Origin of the sequence: Rhodococcus qingshengii JCM 15477 (assembly GCF_023221595.1) — a bacterium.
GTDB lineage: Bacteria > Actinomycetota > Actinomycetes > Mycobacteriales > Mycobacteriaceae > Rhodococcus_F > Rhodococcus_F qingshengii.
Genome location: NZ_CP096563.1, coordinates 5,607,940 through 5,625,115 on the forward strand (window position 1 = coordinate 5,607,940; position 17,176 = coordinate 5,625,115).

Below are 17,176 nucleotides of genomic sequence, written 5' to 3' on the forward strand. Positions count from 1 at the left end.
TAAAAATCAGCGATCAGACGGACGCGTAGTTGTAGTTGCGTTCCTCCCGCGGTACCACTGCCACCCCGCGGTGATGATGACAGCGCCGGCAAGGGACCCGAGGATGCCGCTCGGGCGCAATGATAATCCGTCGCCTGCAATCAAACTCACGAGCAATCCGCCGACCAGCGAACCACCGATTCCCGCGATGAACGCGAAGGTCCAGTCCACTCGTGCGGTCGTTTTCCCCAGAATCAGCTGGGCTCCCGCTCCGATGACGATCCCGAACAGGAGTATTCCGATGATGAGCATGAGACAAGGCCCTTTCGTGGAGTGACGACGCAAGGCGCGAACGACTTACTCTGCACCATCTTTCCGGTATGTCTCTTATGTCGTGGTGAAATCCGTGTGAAAGGTCGTCGTCGCCCATTCCACGTTGCTAGGTCGATGCCAGTGTCGTCGCCCAGCGGTAGTCCGCCTTACCAGCCGGGGTTCGCTTGACTTCATCGACCAGCACGATCGTGCGCGGCACCTTGTAGCCGGCCAACGTCTTGCGGCAATGTTCCTGTACCGCTTCGAGAGTCAACTCGTCGGATCCGGGGTAGGTCGCGATCACCGCTGCGACCTGCTGCCCCATGCGCGGGTCGGGCGCGGGGACAACGAGTGCGTCCGATATTGCCGGATGCGCGTGAAGGGCGGCCTCGACCTCTTCGGCGAAGACCTTCTCGCCACCGGTGTTGATGCACTGCGAGCCACGACCCAGGAAGACAATCGTGCCGTCCGCTTCGACCTTGCCCATGTCGCCGAGCACCGAAAGACGGGTGCCGTCAGCGCGGGTCGGGAACGTGCGGGCGGTCTTCTCTTCATCCTTGTAGTACCCGAGCGGGACGTTTCCGATACGCGCGATGTAGCCCACGTCGTCGGAGCCGGCGGGGATCTCTTCGAGCCGCTCGTCGACCAGGATCATGTTCGGCGAGGGCGGCATTCGCAGATTCCCCGCCTCGTCGATGGAGAAGGCGCCGTCGTTACCGGACTCCGAGGCTCCGAAGTTGTCGCGCAACAGCAGGTCCGGCTTCACCGCCAGCATGCGATCCCGAACGCTGGTGGACCAGATCGCACCACCCGAGGTGATCGAGAACAGGGTGCTGAAATCGACCTCGTCTTTGCGTCGTTCCATCTCGTCGACCAACGGCAGTCCCATGCCGTCACCGACGATCAAGATCACCTGTACCGAATCCTTCTCGATCGCTTCGACGACCTTCTCCGCAACGAATTCTCGTCGTAGAACCACGCGCGCGCCGAGGGTGAGGAACGTGAACAGCGAATACAACGCTGCGCCGTGCATGAGGGGGGCGGCAATGAGGAACGAGAGTTCCGGAAATTCCTTTGCAGCGCTGGCTATCTCGGCGAGGTCCTGTCGAGCTTCCTCGCCGTACGGATTTCCGCCGGAGAGCGGCTTACGGAAGAAGTCGTCGTGACGCCACATGACACCCTTCGGGTATCCGGTCGTCCCGCCGGTGTAGAGCAGGTACACGTCGTCGCCCGAACGAGAATCGAACTCCCCTACCGGTGACATCTCGCGAGCGTCGTCGAAGGAAACCACCGACACTTCATGCGCTTTCGCGGCAGCGACCAGTTCGGCCTCGACCTCGCCGATCACGATCACCGTCTTCACCTTCGGGCATGCACCGAAAAGGGAAGCAAGGACACGCTGATGCTCGGGGAGTTCCACGACCACTGCGACCGAGTCGGAGTTGGTGAAGATGTACTCGAGCTCGGCGGGCGTGTACCGGTAGTTCACGTTGATCGGGACCGCACGGATCTTGATCAACCCGAGGATCGACGTGACATGTTCGACGCTGTTCTTCAGGAACAGGGCTACATGATCGCCGCGCGAGATGCCGGCTTGCGCGAGCAGGTTGGCCGTTCGGTTGGCTTCCGCGTCCAGCTCAGCGTAGGAGAAGTTCTCTCCCTCGTAAGTCAAGGCGACGCGATCAGGCACCGAGCTGGCGACGGTTTCGAATACATCAGCGAGGTTGAACTGCATCGTCTTCCCTTTCAGAGTCTGCGCCGCGATACCGAGGCATACAACCCTGAATCTAGAACACGTTCCATGTCACCCGAGGCAAAACGGAGCGATTAGCTGACCATTACCTGGACCTGACCTTGATCGGCGCAGCGACGGCCGAGCCCGCACCGCCCGACACCCATTCGGCGAGCAAGGTCTGCCACGACCCGCAATGGCAGCGCAGGTAGGTGACCGTCCCCTCGCTGGTCTGATGCCGAGATTCGATCTCCCAGCGGTGGATGCAACTTATCGGCGCGAAATCTGTTTTCTTCATACGACGAGCATGATGTAATGGCATTGTGCATCTCAACCCTTACGGCGAATATGCGGTGACGCTGGCCGCCGACCTGGCCAATCGAAATCCCGAGACCTTGGCCGAACTCGTCGAACGCTGCGTCGATGCAGGCATCATTCTCGATTTCCCCATCGCCGAGAAGGACCTCGACGAGACCCTCGACCTTCTGATCGAGTGGTCGAAAATCGTCGACGTCACGGAGGAGGCAGCCCGCGCCGAGTTGGTGAACGTCATGCTCGAGCAAGCGTCGGCGTATCCGCGCATGACCAACCACGCAAACGACGGGTGGCATCTGCACTACCGCGATCCGCAACAGTCGCTCGCCGAGGTCCTCAAAGCCCTCTTCTCGGTAGGCACGGCGCTGCACCTCGTCGGCCGCGGAATGCACAGATTAGGTCGGTGCACCCTGGACGAGTGCACCAACATCTATGCGGACACCTCACGCAACGGCAATCAGCGGTACTGCTCCCCCACGTGTGCAAATCGCGACGCGGTGCGACGCCACCGCGCGCGCAAGTGAGCCGGACCGACTACGACGTGGGACCCACTACCTCGAAGTCCGAGCCACCTTGGTAGTCGAGCTGGAAGCTGCCGCCGCCGCTTCCCGAGCTGATTCGATTCCACGCGTCGATCAAGTCCTGGACCGTGTTGTATCCCAGGTCCTCCAAAGATCCTGAGAGACTTCCGGTTCCGGCGCCCTCGAACCAGCCGCCGACCACAACGGCCTGCGGAATCGCGATAGTGGGGTTGGTCGGATCGAGCAGTCGAACGCACGCTCCCGCAACGGCGTACACCCCGGCCGGCAGATTCCCGACGGTCCGCGTGATCGTCTGCCCAGGCGAAACGGCAAACAGATCGAGGATGTTGCTGACGGTCGGATACACCAACACGCCGGGCTGGAGCAGCTTTGCCGGATCGCGGATCACGTCGGGGACATCCCTGGCGTTGAGGATCGCCACTGTGCAGTTGATGAAGCTGAACCGCGGGTTCGGATTGGTGATGGTGAAGGTGATCGCATTGTCCGCTGCGCTCACCGACACCGGAGGCGGGAGAATCGCCGGTGATGCCGACGCCGACGCCGGAGTCATGACAACCAGTCCCACGACGGCGGCCGACGCCGCGACAATGCTTCCGAGAACGCGTTTGAATCCACGACTTCGCATTTCCGAACCTCCAGGCAAGTCGGTCAGATCACCAGATGCCTGAAGAATAGACCGCTCAGTCGGAAAATTGGGGAGACAGACGGTGAGCTACCCGAAAAGTCCTTCGAGGCTGCCGCTGCCGAACAGGTCGCTCAGGCTTCCGGTATTGATGCCGCTGAACGGTCCACCGATGACAACGAGGCTCGGCACGCCAGGAACAGGCTTACCCAACGTCTCCAGATCGAGAAGATCGGAGCAGGCACCGAGCACGGCGTAGGTTCCGTCCGGAACATCGGTCACGGTGTTGGTGACCGTCTGCCCCTTACCGACGGCGAACAGTGAGGACGGGTCGGTGATCTTGGGGTACACCACAAGGTTCGGATCGAGCAGCTTGAGCGGATCATCAAGCACGGCAGCAGAATCCGCGGCGTTGACGACAAACGCTTGGCACAACGGGGCAATGCCCGTGTTGTTGTTCGTGATCGTCAGTGCCAGATCGTTTCCGGTCACCTTGTACGAGACGACCGGTGGGACCACCTCGGCCGACGCAGTTGCAGGATTGACCATCGCGACGCCTGCCGCGGTTGCAGCGGCGACTGCCACGGTTCCCACGACGCGACGTACTCCACTCGTGCCCAGCTTCATCGAGGATCCTTTCGTACTGCGCCTTGAGTTCGGCAACAGTGCGCAGCCTAGATCGGATCTACTGACCGAATTGCGTGAATAGTCCCGGAGGGAGGCCGTGCCCGAAAGATCGGGACAAACGTCCCCTTCTCGAAGAGCTCGCTGTTCGACTCAGTTCCCACTGGAGACGAAGGGCGTTCGCACCGGTCCGCCGACCGAACCGTGCGGTGCTACCAATCCACGCTTTTCGAGGATCGGACGCACACCCTCACCGAACTGATACGCCTCTTCGAGATGGGGATAGCCCGACAATACGAAGTGATCCAGGCCGATCGCCGCGTACTCGGCAATCCGATCAGCCACTTCTTGGTGCGAACCGACCAATGCGGTGCCTGCACCCCCTCGCACCAATCCGACGCCGGTCCACAGGTTCGGCGCAATCTCCAGCGACCTCGCTCCGACACCCTCCTTGTAAGCCGAACCGCCGCCGTGCAATTCGAGCATTCGACGCTGACCTTCGGAGCCGGATCGCGCAAGACTCGCCTGAGCCTGCTCGACGGTCGCCGGATCGAGCGCACTGAGCAGCCGATCCGCTTCTGCCCATGCCTGTTCCGAGGTGTCCCGGCTGATGACATGCAGACGGATTCCGTAGTCGAGGTGACGACCTTGGACTTCCGCGAGGTCGCGGATCCAGGCGATCTTGGCGGCAACAGCGGACGGCGTCTCACCCCACGTGAGATACGTATCCGCGTAACGCGATGCGACGGTTCCGGCCGCCGGCGACGATCCGCCGAAGAAGATGGGCGGTACCGGATCCGGAATACGCTGCAGCGTAGCCTTTTCCACGTTGACGTACTCGCCGGAGAAATCAACCGGACCGTTACCGGACCACAACTGGCGGATCACGTCGAGGAACTCGCCGCATCGTGCGTACCGTTGGTTCTTGTCGAGGAAGTCACCGAACGTGCGCTGCTCGTGGTCCTCCCCGCCGGTCACGACGTTGAGCAGCAGACGACCGCCCGACTGCCATTGGAAGGTTGCGGCCATCTGGGCGGCCAGCGTCGGGCTGAGCAATCCCGGTCGCAGAGCAACCAGAAACTTGAGCGTCTCGGTGGTCTCGAGCATCATCGCAGTCGTCAGCCATGCGTCTTCGCACCACGCGCCGGTCGGCGTGAGGACGGCCTCGAAGCCGTTCGTCTCGGCGGCCGCGCCGATCTGATTGAGGTATTTCAGCGTCGCCGGACGATCACCGGACATCGAGCTGCCGTGCCCACCCGCCATCAGATTCCGGGAATCACCGTAAGTAGGCAAGAACCAGTGGAAGCGCAGTGACACGGTGATTCCTTTCGTCGACGAACAGGCAGAACTCTTCTGTCATTACAACCACAGTCCACCTCGAAGAACAGGGTTGAAATCACCCTGATCGCTACGGGTGCCCACTTTCGGCTCCGGCGATACCTTCGTGAATTTGCACCGCGACCCGGGGGCTCCGATGACCACGTTTGCCGAAGTCGAGCACAATTCACCGTTCTCGAACGAGACCGACGACGAGCGGCGATCCAGACTGAGAACCGTCGTCGCCGCGAGCCTGCTCGGCACGACGGTCGAGTGGTACGACTTCTTCCTCTACGCGACGGCCGCGAGCCTCGTCTTCAACCAACTGTTCTTCCCCAACCAGAGTTCCTTTGTCGGGACCATGCTTTCTTTTGCGACCTTCGCGGTCGGCTTTCTCGTTCGCCCCATCGGCGGAGTGGTGTTCGGTCACATCGGCGATCGCATCGGGCGCAAGAAAACGCTTGCCCTCACGATGTTCATCATGGGTATCGCGACGGCGCTCATGGGTGTCCTTCCGACCGCAGCTCAAATCGGGGTCGTTGCACCGATTCTGCTTCTGCTGCTTCGTATCCTGCAGGGATTTGCTCTCGGTGGTGAGTGGGCCGGAGCCGTTCTTCTGGCGGTCGAACACAGTCCGGAGAAGAAGCGCGGGCTGTTCGGCAGCATCCCGCAGATCGGACTGGCTCTCGGCTTGGCTTTGGGCACAGGAATGTTCGCACTACTTCAAACGGTCTTCGACGACGAACAGTTTCTCCGTTTCGGCTGGCGCATAGCCTTTGTTCTGAGCTTGGTACTCGTGATCGTGGGGTTGGTGGTCCGTTTGAAGGTCGACGAGACGCCGGCATTTCAGGCCGTTCGCGACCTCGAACAGCGCTCATCCGCCCCGCTCAGGGAAGTCTTTCAAGGAAGAGTCGCGCGAAACACCGTACTGGGCATGCTGTCTCGCTGGGGCGAGGGCGCCGCGTTCAACACCTGGGGCGTCTTTGCAATCACGTATGCAACCAAGACTCTGCATTTCGAAAAGGTTCCGGTACTTCTTGTGGTCACCGTGGCCGCAGTAGTGATGGCGATCTTGCTGCCGTTTTCCGGTTCACTCGCTGATCGGTTCGGCCCGCAACGGGTCTACATCGTGGGCATCGCCGCGTACGGCCTCGCGATCTTCCCCGCCTTCGCACTGTTCGGTACCGAGAATCTCCTGCTCTTCGGAGTCGCGATGGTCGTGGTCTTCGGAGTGATTCATGCCTTGTTCTACGGCGCCCAGGGAACGCTGTATGCGAGCCTCTACCCCACAGAAATCCGGTACACCGGGTTGTCGGTCGTCTATCAGTTCTCTGGTATCTACGCCTCCGGCGTCACACCTCTGATCCTTACTGCACTGATCGGCGCCACCGGCGGTTCACCGTGGGTGGCCTGTGGATATCTGGTGGCCACCTCGGCGATCAGCGTCGTCGCCACTGCGGCGATCAGCAAGCGTGATCTGCATCTGTAGCGATCACATCTGAATATTCACCTCTCTTGCACATTTACTAGATATGCATAGAAATACCTGCGAAGACGAACAGATCGAGATACGCCTGCGCATCGGATACATCGGTGTATCGTTTGGGGTCCCACCCTGACGGAGGCGCCGATGACGACTGGAACGGACAACTCGCCGGCCAAGCGTGTCACCAAACGCCGTGGTCAGACCCGGCAGCGTCTGCTCGACGCGGCTGCAGATGTCTTCTCCGAAGCCGGGTTCGGGCACGCCACGGTCGAGCAGATCTGCGAACGCGCCGGATACTCCCGAGGCGCGTTCTACTCCAACTTCGATTCACTCGACGAATTGTTCTTCGCGATGTGGGAGCAGCGATCTGCATCAATGCTCGCCGATCTACGGCTGGCGACGGAGTCGATCACCGCCGGTAACATCGTCGACATCCATGCCGCTGTCGCCCGGATCGTGGCGGTGGTTCCGGTCGACCCGCAGTGGTACCGGATCAACGCGGAATTCACAGCCCACGCGCTCCGTAACCCGGCACTTCGCAAAGCCCTTGCCGACCGTGAAGACGCGATCCTTCGCACCCTGTTGCCCATCGTGGAGTCCGCACTCAGCGATGTCGGGCGAACAATCGTCGGCGACCCGACGGCGTTGGGACGGGCATTGGTTGCAGTGCACGACGGCACCAGCGTGCAGTGCCTCGTCGATACCGACACCAACGCCGCCTTTGCACTGCGCCGCGATATCTTCACTCGAATTCTGCTGTCCTACAGCGAAATAATCCAGAACAACCAATCGGAAGAGGAGTTGTCGTGAGCGAACAAGCTGACGTCATCGTTGTCGGGGCAGGGCTGGCGGGACTGGTCGCCACCTACGAACTGACGCGCGCGGGCCGCAAAGTCCTTGTCGTGGAACAGGAGAACGCTGCCAACCTCGGCGCGCAGGCATTTTGGTCTCTCGGCGGACTCTTCCTCGTGAACAGCCCCGAACAACGCCGACTCGGCATCAAGGACTCCCTCGAGTTGGCGATGCAGGACTGGATGGGCACAGCGGGATTCGACCGCGACCGCGAAGATCACTGGCCGCGTCAGTGGGCCAAGGCGTACGTCGAGTTCGCGGCCGGCGACAAGCGTCAGTACCTGCACGATCTGGGGCTTCGCCTGATGCCGAATGTCGGCTGGGCCGAACGCGGCCGCGGAATGGCTCTCGGACACGGCAATTCGGTGCCGCGCTTCCACCTCACCTGGGGAACCGGACCTGGCGTCGTCGATGTCTTTCTGACCAAGGTCATAGCTGCCCAGAAACGTGGCCTTGTCACGTTCAAGCACCGCCACCAGGTGGATCAGTTGGTGGTCACCGATGGCGCGGTCACCGGTGTACGAGGAACCGTCCTCGAACCTTCCAGTGATCTGCGCGGTGTGAAGAGCTCACGCACCCCCATCGGCGAATTCGAGGTCGCCGCACAGGCCGTCGTGGTCACCTCCGGTGGAATCGGCGGCAACTACGAACTGGTGAAGAAGAACTGGCCGGAGCGACTCGGCACGGCTCCGAAGCACATGCTGACGGGAGTACCGGCGCACGTCGACGGACGCATGCTCGAAATCACCGAATCCGCGGGCGGAAACATCGTCAACCGCGACCGCATGTGGCACTACACCGAAGGCATCCAGAACTGGAATCCCATCTGGCCCAACCACGGAATCCGAATCATCCCCGGACCGTCCTCGATGTGGTTCGACGCCACCGGCAAGCGTCTGCCGGTCCCCAACTTCCCCGGCTTCGACACGATGGGAACTTTCAAGTACATCCTCGACAGCGGCCACGAGTACACGTGGTTCATCCTCGACCAGAAGATCATCGAGAAGGAGTTCGCACTCTCGGGATCGGAACAGAACCCTGACTTCACCAACCGCGACTTCAAGCTCCTCCTCGAACGAATCAAGAAGGGCGCGCCGGGACCGGTCGAGGCGTTCAAGCAGAAGGGCGCGGACTTCGTGGTGCGCAACAACCTTCGCGATCTGGTCGACGGCATGAACGCCCTCACCGACGAACCGCTCCTCGACTACGAGGACATCGAACGCGAGATGATCGCCCGCGACCGCGAAGTCGACAACAAGTACAGCAAGGACTTCCAGGTCACCGCCATCCACGGTGCCCGTAATCTGTTGGCAGACAAGATCGTGCGCGTCGTTGCACCGCACAAGATCCTGGACCCCAAGAACGGCCCACTGATCGCGGTCCGGTTGCACCTACTCACACGCAAGACCCTCGGCGGCTTGGAAACCAACCTGGATTCGCAGGTCATCAAGGCCGACGGCAGTGTCTTCGACGGTCTGTACGCAGCCGGTGAAGTCGCGGGCTTCGGCGGCGGCGGAGTCCACGGTTACAGCGCACTCGAGGGGACCTTCCTCGGCGGCTGCATCTTCTCGGGCCGCGCAGCCGGACGAGCATTGGCGCGCGACCTGTAGCTCCGAAATCAGACGAGCGAATGCGTGACCAGAATGTGGTGGGCACGCATTCGCCGCGCCTCGTGCACGGATTGATGGTGGTGATGGTGCGTCGGCCCCCGCGCGTGGCGGACCAGATCGTGAACAGTTCGGATGACGGTCGGCATTGCGACCCTCCCTCAGGAGATTGTGACTGCTGCTCTTGCCTGTGGAATCACTGTCTGGACACCGCCACTCGCGCCACCTCCTCCGGATCGATGAGGTGGGTATGGTCGTCGTCACCGACATCGATCTGCACGACGTCGATACGTGCGTTGAATGTGGTTGCGCCACTGTAATCAACACTGACAGGCATGCCGTAGTCATCCCCGATGTCGGTGGTCTCGTCCGCGGAGAAGACCATCGGTTGCGTCTGCTCGACGCGACCTGAGCCCACTTCGCGACCGTCGTGATAGATCGTGACCCCACCGCCTCTCGCGAGACCACCTCCGTCGTAGGTGAACTCAGCTCTGATCTGGTGTGATCCTGCCGGAATGTCAACGTCGGAACCGATGACGAACTCGGTCATGCCCAATAGGTTGTAGACGAATTTGGCGCGGCCTTCCCGCGCGTAAAGTGCCCAGCCACCAAATCTGCCTCCCTGCGCGATCATCACACCGTTGGCAGTAATGCCATCCGCGACGTCGACTGCTGCTGTGACACTGAATGATCGGTTCTTGATACTCAGCACGCTGTGCTCGCTCAGCCGTTTCATTCCGGGAAACAGAACCTGTCGATTCCCGGACACCAACTGCGGACGCCCCGCGATGTGAGGGTTGAACCTCTCGAATCTTCGGTCGTCGATCGGAAGCACGTTGTACTTGACTGCTTCGATCAACCACAAGCGTTGCAGTGCAGCGAGTTTCTCCGGCAACTCGGCCGCCAAATCTTTGGACTGCGTCCAATCCTGAGACCCGTCGTAGAGCTCCCACACGTCGTCGTCGAGTGCGGGGAGTGCCTCCGCGAAAAGCCATGGAGTGCTGTGCCTGGTGACCGCACTCCAACCCTTGTAATAGATTCCACGGTTGCCGGCCATCTCGAAGTACTGCAGATCGTGACGTTCGGCGACTTCGGCGTCGTCGAAGGTGTAGACCATGCTGGTCCCCTCGATGGGTGATTGCTGGACGCCGTTGACAAAGGTCGGTTCCGGTAGTTTCGCGACCTCGAGGATCGTCGGTGCAACGTCGATGACGTGGGTGAACTGCGACCGCGTCTCCCCCTTGGTCCGAATCCCTGCAGGCCAGTGCACGATCGTCCCGTTGCGAGTGCCACCCCAATGCGACGCAACCTGTTTCGTCCACTGGTACGGGGTACACATTGCCCACGCCCACCCCACGGAATAGTGGTTGTATGCGTCCTTGGTACCGAATTTGTCTTTCACTTCCGCCATGAACTCGGGCGTCTCGATGGCGGCGAGTCCGTTGAAGTTGGCCATCTCGTTGAAAGCGCCGTTGATCGTCCCCTCTGCGGACGCTCCGTTGTCTCCGATGATGTAGTACACGAGGGTGTTGTCGAGAGCTCCGAGTTCTTCGATCGCATCGACAAGCCGGCCGACATGGAAATCGGTGTGTTCGAGAAATCCTGCATAGACTTCCATTTGGCGTTCGAGGACGGGCTTCATCTCCTCACTCATGTCCTCCCACGCCGGGATGGCCTCGGGACGCGGGGTGAGGACCGCATCCGCGGGAACGACCCCCCGCTGTTTCTGCTGCTCGAGAATTGATTCGCGTTGAGCGTCCCAACCTCCTGCGAACCGGCCCTCGTACTTGTCGGCCCACTGCTTCGGAACATGGTGCGGTGCATGTGTGGCGCCGGGTGCAAAGTAGACGAAGAACGGCTTGTCCGGAGCCAATGACTTCTGCATCCGAACCCAGTCGATCGCGTGATCGGCAAGGTCCTCAGTGAGGTGGTAACCCTCCTCCGGTGTCTTGTCCGGCTCGACAGGCGCGACGCCCTCGTACAGCGCCGGGTAATACTGGTTGTTCTCCCCGCCGATGAATCCGTAGAAATGCTCGAATCCGCCTTCTCCCGTCGGCCACGACGTGAACGGTCCCACCGGGGATGTTTGCCACGGCGGAACCTCGTGACACTTGCCGAACTGCGCCGTCGAGTATCCGTTGAGTTTCAACGTCATCGGCAGTGCGGCTTTGGTATTCGGCCGCAGGCCGGAAAGACCAGGAGCCGAGGTAGCGGTTTCGGTGATCGATCCCATGCCGACCGAATGATGGTTGCGCCCGCTCAGAAGAGCGGCGCGGGTCGGAGCACACAGTGCCGTCGTGTGAAACCGCGTGTACGTGAGCCCATTACTTTGCAATCGCTCAGCAGTCGGTGTGTCCGCTGGTCCTCCGAAGGCACTGCTCGCGCCATATCCCACGTCGTCCAACAGGACCACCAGAACATTGGGTGCGCCGGCCGGCGGTAGTAGCGGAGTGATCGGTGGAAACTCGGTGTCCGGATCCTTCGCGTCGTACGTCACCAGACCAAGATGTTGTCGATCCGGAATCGGTAGTACGGCGCGGCTCTGGTCTGTCGGATCCGTCATGACGTCTCGCCTTCTGTCTCTCACATGGCTCTTTCAAGCGTTTCAGGATCACGACGACGTCGACATCATCCGTTTCGGGTGAAGGCGCACCATTGCCGCAGCGTGGAGGCTTGAAGTGTGGATCAGCCCGGACGTTTCGCTCCCACCCCGATCGGGCATGCCTTCCTCGTCCCCCGGCGCCGTGTACGTGCAGGCCTGACCCAGATCCTGTGCGTCGTCGTGGGACTGGCTGCCGGACTGGGGATGCCGTATGTCCGGAGCGGCCCGATGATTCCCGCCCGTCAGGTCAGCGAGATGCTCGTTGCCCTCGGACTGGGGTTACTGGGTGTAGTGGCAGTGATCTTCTCGCTGCTGTTCCTTGTAGTCCAGTGGGCCGCGACCACCTTCACTCCTCGCTTGTTGTTGTTCCGCGACGACCCCATCGTGTGGCGGACGTTTGCCTTCGCGATAGGCCAGTCGGTTTTCGACATCACGGCGGCGCTCGCCATCAGCAACGAAACGGATGTGTCCGTGGTTGTGCCAAGTCTCGCAGTGCTGGCACTCTTGGCCACGCTGACGCTGATCAGACTGCTCCAGCTGCGCGCATTCTCGGCCATCCAGTTGGCTCCTGTACTGACCACGATCTCGAGTCGTGGCCGAGCAGTCTTCGCCGCCGTGTACCCCACCACCGATCTGGAGTTGCCCCCTCTACCAACACTTCCGGTGATCACGACAATCGAGTGGCATCGACCGCCGGCCGTTCTGCAGCAGATCCTCGTCGAAGATCTGCTGCAGAACGCTCGGAACTGCCGATCCATGGTGGTCCTCCGAGTGTCGCCGGGTAGCACGCTGCGAGACGGATTGCCGCTCGCCGACGTCTACGGCGGACCCATGCCCGCCAACACGATCCTTGACGCCTTGGTCAGTGGGAGTGAGCGGACCTTCACCCAGGACCCCCTACTCGCGATTCGGTTGTTGGCTGACATCGCGCTCAGAGCGCTCTCACCCGCTATCAACGATCCTGCGACGGCCGTGCAGGCTCTGGACGAGATCGAGGACCTCCTCTCTCTGGTGGCCTCCGTACGCGCAGATTCGATCCGGGCCGTCGACGAGCGTGGTGATCTGCGTGTGGTGATTCCACTGCCCGACTTCACGAGCTTCGTCAGAACCGGACTGGACGACGTCATAGCCTCGGCATCGAACTCGCCACTCGTTCTGGGCCGACTTCGCGACCTACTTTCGCACGTCGCCGCCCAATCGGAGTCTCGGAACCGCGATATTCTCGCCACGCGCGCTCGCTGGATTGATCAGCTGTCACAAGGCTTCCCGCGACTCGAACCCCCGTTGTGAACCCGTACAGATTTGCAGGCCATCGCGTCAAAGCATCGTCAAGATCAGTCTCAGAGCTACGGGAAATGACGATACTGACTCGGTGAGACATGCAGTGATACTCGGACACCGTGGAGTCATATCGTCGACCATCCGCGCCGGCGGCGAACCTGAGAAGCAAAAGCTCTCCGTCGCAACCGGACTGGCGGGTCTGTCGCTCGACGCGATGGCCTCGGTGTCGTACGGTCCAGAGGCCATCGTGTTGGTGTTGGCCCTCGCAGGCGGCGCGGGGATCGGCTTCACCGTGCCGGTGACGATCGCCATCGCAGTGCTGCTTGCAGTCCTGGTGGCGTCTTACCGCCAAGTGATCGCCGCATTTCCCGAAGGCGGTGGCGCCTACGCCGTCGCAAAGAAGCATCTGAGCCCGCGGGCAAGTTTGACCGCCGCCGCGTCGTTGATCGTCGACTACACCCTCAACGTCGCGGTGTCGATCGCAGCCGGTGTCGCGGCTCTGACCTCCGCCTTCCCTGCGCTTCTTCCCTACACGGTCTGGATCGCACTGGCGATACTCGGCGGCATCACGGCACTGAATCTGCGGGGCATCGCAGATTCCGCGCGGGTATTCATGTTGCCCACCGTGGTTTTTGTCGTCAGCATCTTCACGGTGATCGGTGCCGGACTACTTCGGGAAAACCCTGCCGCCGCCACGGCTCCCTTCCTCGCCGACAACGCACACACGATCGGCATTCTCCTTCTGCTCAAGGCATTTTCGAGTGGTTGCGCCGCATTGACCGGAGTCGAAGCCATCGCCAATGCGGTACCCAGTTTCAAGAAGCCTCGCGTGCGTAGCGCTCAGCGTGCCGAAGTAGCTCTGGGAATCCTGTTGGGCACCATGCTGATCGGCCTTGCGGTGTTGATCGAAAAGTTCTCACTGGCCCCAGTCCCCGGAACAACGGTCCTGTCGCAACTCACTTCCGCTGCTCTCGGAAATGGTGTGGGCTACTACGTCGTCCAATTCTCCACCGTAATTCTGTTGGCGTTGGCCGCGAACACCTCGTACGGCGGTCTTCCCAACCTGATGCGGATCCTCGCCGACGACAACGTGCTCCCGCACCGCTTCAGCCGAAAGTCGACGCGCGACGTCTTCACGTATGGCGTCTTGTCGCTCGGTGGCGTCGGCGCTCTCCTGCTTGTCGGATCGGGCGGAAACATGAACACCTTGGTGCCGCTGTTCGCCATCGGTGTGTTTATCGGATTCACGCTCGCGCAGTTCGGCATGGTGCGCCACTGGCTCGCCGAACGGACACCGGGCTGGAAGTGGCGATTGGCGCTCAACGGTTTCGGCGCTGTGTTGACTTCGATCGCAGCAGTGGTGACAACAGCCATGAAGTTCACCGAGGGAGCCTGGCTGATCGCTCTCGCGCTCCCTGCGCTCGTCCTCGGCATGGAACGCATCCGCGGGGCATACACACACATCGGTGCCCGACTGACCGTTCAGAGTGAGAACGCTTCTCTGTCCATCGGATACAAACCAGCGGTGCTCGTCCCCGTGTCCGAAATTACGTCACTCTCCACCCGCGCGATGGCCGCGGCAACAGCGATGTCGTCACAGCCCATCGCAATTCGAGTCTGCCTTGCCCACGAATCGACGACGGACTTCACCCGCCGATGGCAAGCTCGACATCCGAATTCGCGTTTGATCGTCATCGAGGACACCGAGAATTCGGTGGGGAACACTCTCGCTCGATACGTCCGTATGCACTTCCCCCACCGAGAGACCTTTGTCGTAGTCGCCACCATCGACCCGGCAACCAGATGGCACCGGTTCCTCCCGAGCCAACGGACCGATGAGATCGCTCATGCACTGCGCAAACACACCGAGGCCGTGGTGTGCCAGATTCCGGTTCGGATCGATCCGGCTCACCGCGATCCCGCCCTACGCGCGTAAGCCGACGCTCAGAGCGAAGTCCCGAACAACATGCCGAGCAGATACGTCGCGCCGGCAGCGCCGTAGCCGATCGCAAGTTGGCGTAGCGCCCGCTTGAATGGCGGCCCGCCCGAGAGCAACCCGACCACAACGCCCGTCGTCAGCAACGCGATCCCCACGAGAACAGATGCGACGATCAGAGCCGTCATGCCTTCCAGGCCGAACAGATACGGCAGCACCGGAATGATTGCACCCGAGGCGAAGAAGCAGAAACTTGCCGCCGCTGCGCCAAACCCGGTTCCGACAGCTTCATGGTCGTCGACAACGTCGGCGGCGCCGAAGGTGCTGTTCGCGAGGACCTCGGCGGCGCGCTGATCCGCTTCCTCGGCGGACATGCCGCGGGCCCGGTAGACCAGGGCCAATTCGTTCGCGTCGACGTCGAGCAGTCCGACAGCTTCGCTGGCAGCCGGACCAGGATTGGACGCTTCCAACAACTCTCGCTGCGAGCGGACTGAAACGTACTCGCCGGCGCCCATCGACAGGGCGCCGGCCAGAAGCCCGGCCATGCCGGTGATCAGAACGATCTGATTGGAGACGCCGCTACCGCTGATGCCGAGCACGAGAGCGAGATTGCTGACGAGGCCGTCGTTGGCTCCGAAGACGGCGGCACGAAACGTCCCCGAAAGTCTGTTCCGACCCCGAGTGGCCAAGGCCCGCACCACTTCTTCGTGGATCTTCTCGTCCGCGCCCATCGATGCAGTCGCGTCGGCGTCGTTGGGATACGGGGATCGCGTCTCCGCGCGCTGTGCAAGAGCGAGCACGAAGACGGAGCCGAAGCGCCTGGCCAGAAAGCCCAGTATCCGAGTGCGGATATCGCCGCGAAGTGGTTTGCCGACGTGATCGCCGAGTAGCGCTCGCCAGTGCGCCTCGTGTCGCCCCTCCGCGTCGGCCAGTGCGAGAAGGATTTCGCGCTCCTCGCCGCTGCGCCTGCTCGCGAGGTCTCGGTAGACGGCGGCCTCGGCTTGTTCGTCGGCGAGGTATCGTCTCCAGCGCTTGACATCTCGCGGGTCTGGATCGGGTCGTGCGGCCGGAACTGTGGACATCGTGTTCCCCTTTCCGGTGAGGCGGTCACGCTTCTAGTACGCGGTCCATCCACGTCGTCAGATCGTTGATGACGTCGTCGCGGTTGGTCTCGTTGAAGATCTCGTGTCTGGCACCCGGATAGGTGTAGTAGGTGACGTCTTCGATCCCCGCCGAGTTGTACCGTTCGACTGCGACGTCGGTACGGCTCAGCGCGGCGTTGAGAGGATCCGAGGTGCCGACGAAGACCAGGATCGGAAGGTCTTGTCGCACGCCCTCGACGTCGACGAACCTCGGTCCCGCTGCGATAAGTCCACCCATGCCGGCGTCGTCCAGGCTGAAACCGCACAGCGGATCGTTGATGTACAAATCCACCTGCGCTTCGTCACGGCTGAGCCAGTCGTGCGGAGTACGGGCCGGTTCGAATTCCGCATTGAACTGGGCGAGGACGTCCGGGCCGTCGTTGACGAGGCTCTCGATCAGTTGATCGACCGCGGTGGTCCCCGACAGTGCGACGGCGTCGATCAGGTGCGAATGATCGAGGATGTACTGCTGCGAAGCGAACGAACCGAGGCTGTGGCTGAGCAGTACGACGGGCAGGCCGGGGTGTTTGTCGCGGATGATGCCCGTGAGGGTCACCATGTCTGCCACCAAGCGGTTCCAGCCGTCGTCGCCGATGTTGCCTGGGCCGGCGTGCATGCTCTCACCGTGGCCGCGGTGGTCCGCCGCGTAGACGTGGAAACCGCGAGCATTCAGGGCTTCGGCAACGTGTGCGTAGCGTTTTGCGTGCTCACCCATACCGTGCGCGAGTTGAACAACCCCTCGAGGTTCCTGCTCGGTGGGCCATTCGTGGACATGAATGACCACTCCGTCGTCGCTGGTGAAGGTGAACATGCGCTACTCCCGGTGG

The 17,176-nt window shown here is 61.6% G+C and carries 16 protein-coding genes; 6 read left to right on the forward strand and 10 right to left on the reverse strand.

Annotated elements, in window-relative coordinates:
* Positions 1-6: 6 nt before the first annotated feature.
* The 3 genes from M0639_RS25835 to M0639_RS25845 all read right to left on the reverse strand — a co-directional run bounded on the left by M0639_RS25835 (position 7) and on the right by M0639_RS25845 (position 2,321).
* Entirely contained in the window at positions 7-291 is a 285-nt protein-coding gene (locus M0639_RS25835) for a hypothetical protein (RefSeq protein WP_003939785.1), read from the reverse strand.
* Positions 292-418: 127 nt separating this feature from the next.
* Positions 419-2,026, reverse strand: coding sequence for an AMP-binding protein (locus tag M0639_RS25840; protein WP_003940081.1), 1,608 nt, complete (start codon positions 2,024-2,026; stop codon positions 419-421).
* Positions 2,027-2,129: 103 nt separating this feature from the next.
* Complete coding sequence (locus M0639_RS25845; RefSeq protein ID WP_064073883.1) at positions 2,130-2,321, reverse strand: hypothetical protein; 192 nt, start codon at positions 2,319-2,321, stop codon at positions 2,130-2,132.
* A gap of 25 nt (positions 2,322-2,346) precedes the next feature.
* Between M0639_RS25845 and M0639_RS25850 the strand changes: the two genes are divergently transcribed.
* Positions 2,347-2,862, forward strand: coding sequence for a CGNR zinc finger domain-containing protein (locus tag M0639_RS25850; protein WP_003940315.1), 516 nt, complete (start codon positions 2,347-2,349; stop codon positions 2,860-2,862).
* 10 nt (positions 2,863-2,872) lie between these two features.
* On the opposite strand, the gene M0639_RS25855 is transcribed toward M0639_RS25850, so the two are convergent.
* From M0639_RS25855 to M0639_RS25865, 3 genes are all read right to left on the reverse strand, one after another.
* On the reverse strand, positions 2,873-3,505 hold the full coding sequence (locus tag M0639_RS25855) for a hypothetical protein (protein WP_064073882.1): 633 nt from the start codon (positions 3,503-3,505) through the stop codon (positions 2,873-2,875).
* An 87-nt stretch (positions 3,506-3,592) separates the two neighbouring features.
* Complete coding sequence (locus tag M0639_RS25860; RefSeq protein ID WP_007729952.1) at positions 3,593-4,129, reverse strand: hypothetical protein; 537 nt, start codon at positions 4,127-4,129, stop codon at positions 3,593-3,595.
* Positions 4,130-4,279: 150 nt separating this feature from the next.
* Positions 4,280-5,443 carry an LLM class flavin-dependent oxidoreductase gene (locus tag M0639_RS25865; protein ID WP_003940457.1) on the reverse strand — a complete coding sequence of 388 codons (1,164 nt, stop codon included), beginning with the start codon at positions 5,441-5,443 and terminating at the stop codon, positions 4,280-4,282.
* Between the two features lie 157 nt (positions 5,444-5,600).
* On the opposite strand from M0639_RS25865, the gene M0639_RS25870 reads away from it, so the two are divergent.
* The 3 genes from M0639_RS25870 to M0639_RS25880 all read left to right on the forward strand — a co-directional run bounded on the left by M0639_RS25870 (position 5,601) and on the right by M0639_RS25880 (position 9,391).
* Positions 5,601-6,932 carry an MFS transporter gene (locus M0639_RS25870; RefSeq protein WP_064073910.1) on the forward strand — a complete coding sequence of 444 codons (1,332 nt, stop codon included), beginning with the start codon at positions 5,601-5,603 and terminating at the stop codon, positions 6,930-6,932.
* A 141-nt stretch (positions 6,933-7,073) separates the two neighbouring features.
* Positions 7,074-7,739, forward strand: a complete 666-nt coding sequence (locus M0639_RS25875; protein WP_064073881.1) for a TetR/AcrR family transcriptional regulator — start codon at positions 7,074-7,076, stop codon at positions 7,737-7,739.
* Positions 7,736-9,391, forward strand: a complete 1,656-nt coding sequence (locus M0639_RS25880) for an FAD-binding dehydrogenase (protein WP_064073880.1) — start codon at positions 7,736-7,738, stop codon at positions 9,389-9,391. The genes M0639_RS25875 and M0639_RS25880 overlap by 4 nt, the downstream gene beginning before the upstream one ends.
* 8 nt (positions 9,392-9,399) lie before the next feature.
* Here M0639_RS25880 and M0639_RS25885 read toward each other — a convergent pair whose 3' ends face one another.
* Complete coding sequence (locus tag M0639_RS25885; protein ID WP_156525015.1) at positions 9,400-9,537, reverse strand: hypothetical protein; 138 nt, start codon at positions 9,535-9,537, stop codon at positions 9,400-9,402.
* Positions 9,538-9,584: 47 nt separating this feature from the next.
* On the reverse strand, positions 9,585-11,951 hold the full coding sequence (locus M0639_RS25890) for an arylsulfatase (protein ID WP_064073879.1): 2,367 nt from the start codon (positions 11,949-11,951) through the stop codon (positions 9,585-9,587).
* A gap of 117 nt (positions 11,952-12,068) precedes the next feature.
* On the opposite strand from M0639_RS25890, the gene M0639_RS25895 reads away from it, so the two are divergent.
* Together M0639_RS25895 and M0639_RS25900 are read left to right on the forward strand one after the other, a co-directional pair.
* The gene (locus M0639_RS25895; protein ID WP_042447080.1) at positions 12,069-13,280 is read left to right on the forward strand and encodes a DUF2254 family protein; all 1,212 of its coding nucleotides are present in this window, start codon (positions 12,069-12,071) and stop codon (positions 13,278-13,280) included.
* Between the two features lie 94 nt (positions 13,281-13,374).
* Positions 13,375-15,207, forward strand: coding sequence for an APC family permease (locus M0639_RS25900; RefSeq protein ID WP_064073878.1), 1,833 nt, complete (start codon positions 13,375-13,377; stop codon positions 15,205-15,207).
* 8 nt (positions 15,208-15,215) lie between these two features.
* Here M0639_RS25900 and M0639_RS25905 read toward each other — a convergent pair whose 3' ends face one another.
* Complete coding sequence (locus tag M0639_RS25905; protein WP_064073877.1) at positions 15,216-16,289, reverse strand: VIT1/CCC1 transporter family protein; 1,074 nt, start codon at positions 16,287-16,289, stop codon at positions 15,216-15,218.
* 25 nt (positions 16,290-16,314) lie between these two features.
* On the reverse strand, positions 16,315-17,160 hold the full coding sequence (locus M0639_RS25910; protein ID WP_003939910.1) for an alpha/beta hydrolase: 846 nt from the start codon (positions 17,158-17,160) through the stop codon (positions 16,315-16,317).
* Positions 17,161-17,176 lie beyond the last annotated feature (16 nt).

Coding starts and splice junctions, on each gene's coding strand:
- M0639_RS25840 (WP_003940081.1), bottom strand. CDS start 2,026: ATGCAGTTCAACCTCGCTGATGTATTCGAAACCGTCGCCAGCTCGGTG.
- M0639_RS25845 (WP_064073883.1), bottom strand. CDS start 2,321: ATGAAGAAAACAGATTTCGCGCCGATAAGTTGCATCCACCGCTGGGAG.
- M0639_RS25870 (WP_064073910.1), top strand. CDS start 5,601: ATGACCACGTTTGCCGAAGTCGAGCACAATTCACCGTTCTCGAACGAG.
- M0639_RS25890 (WP_064073879.1), bottom strand. CDS start 11,951: ATGACGGATCCGACAGACCAGAGCCGCGCCGTACTACCGATTCCGGAT.
- M0639_RS25905 (WP_064073877.1), bottom strand. CDS start 16,289: ATGTCCACAGTTCCGGCCGCACGACCCGATCCAGACCCGCGAGATGTC.
- M0639_RS25910 (WP_003939910.1), bottom strand. CDS start 17,160: ATGTTCACCTTCACCAGCGACGACGGAGTGGTCATTCATGTCCACGAA.
- M0639_RS25875 (WP_064073881.1), top strand. CDS start 7,074: ATGACGACTGGAACGGACAACTCGCCGGCCAAGCGTGTCACCAAACGC.
- M0639_RS25835 (WP_003939785.1), bottom strand. CDS start 291: ATGCTCATCATCGGAATACTCCTGTTCGGGATCGTCATCGGAGCGGGA.
- M0639_RS25885 (WP_156525015.1), bottom strand. CDS start 9,537: ATGCCGACCGTCATCCGAACTGTTCACGATCTGGTCCGCCACGCGCGG.
- M0639_RS25860 (WP_007729952.1), bottom strand. CDS start 4,129: ATGAAGCTGGGCACGAGTGGAGTACGTCGCGTCGTGGGAACCGTGGCA.
- M0639_RS25855 (WP_064073882.1), bottom strand. CDS start 3,505: ATGCGAAGTCGTGGATTCAAACGCGTTCTCGGAAGCATTGTCGCGGCG.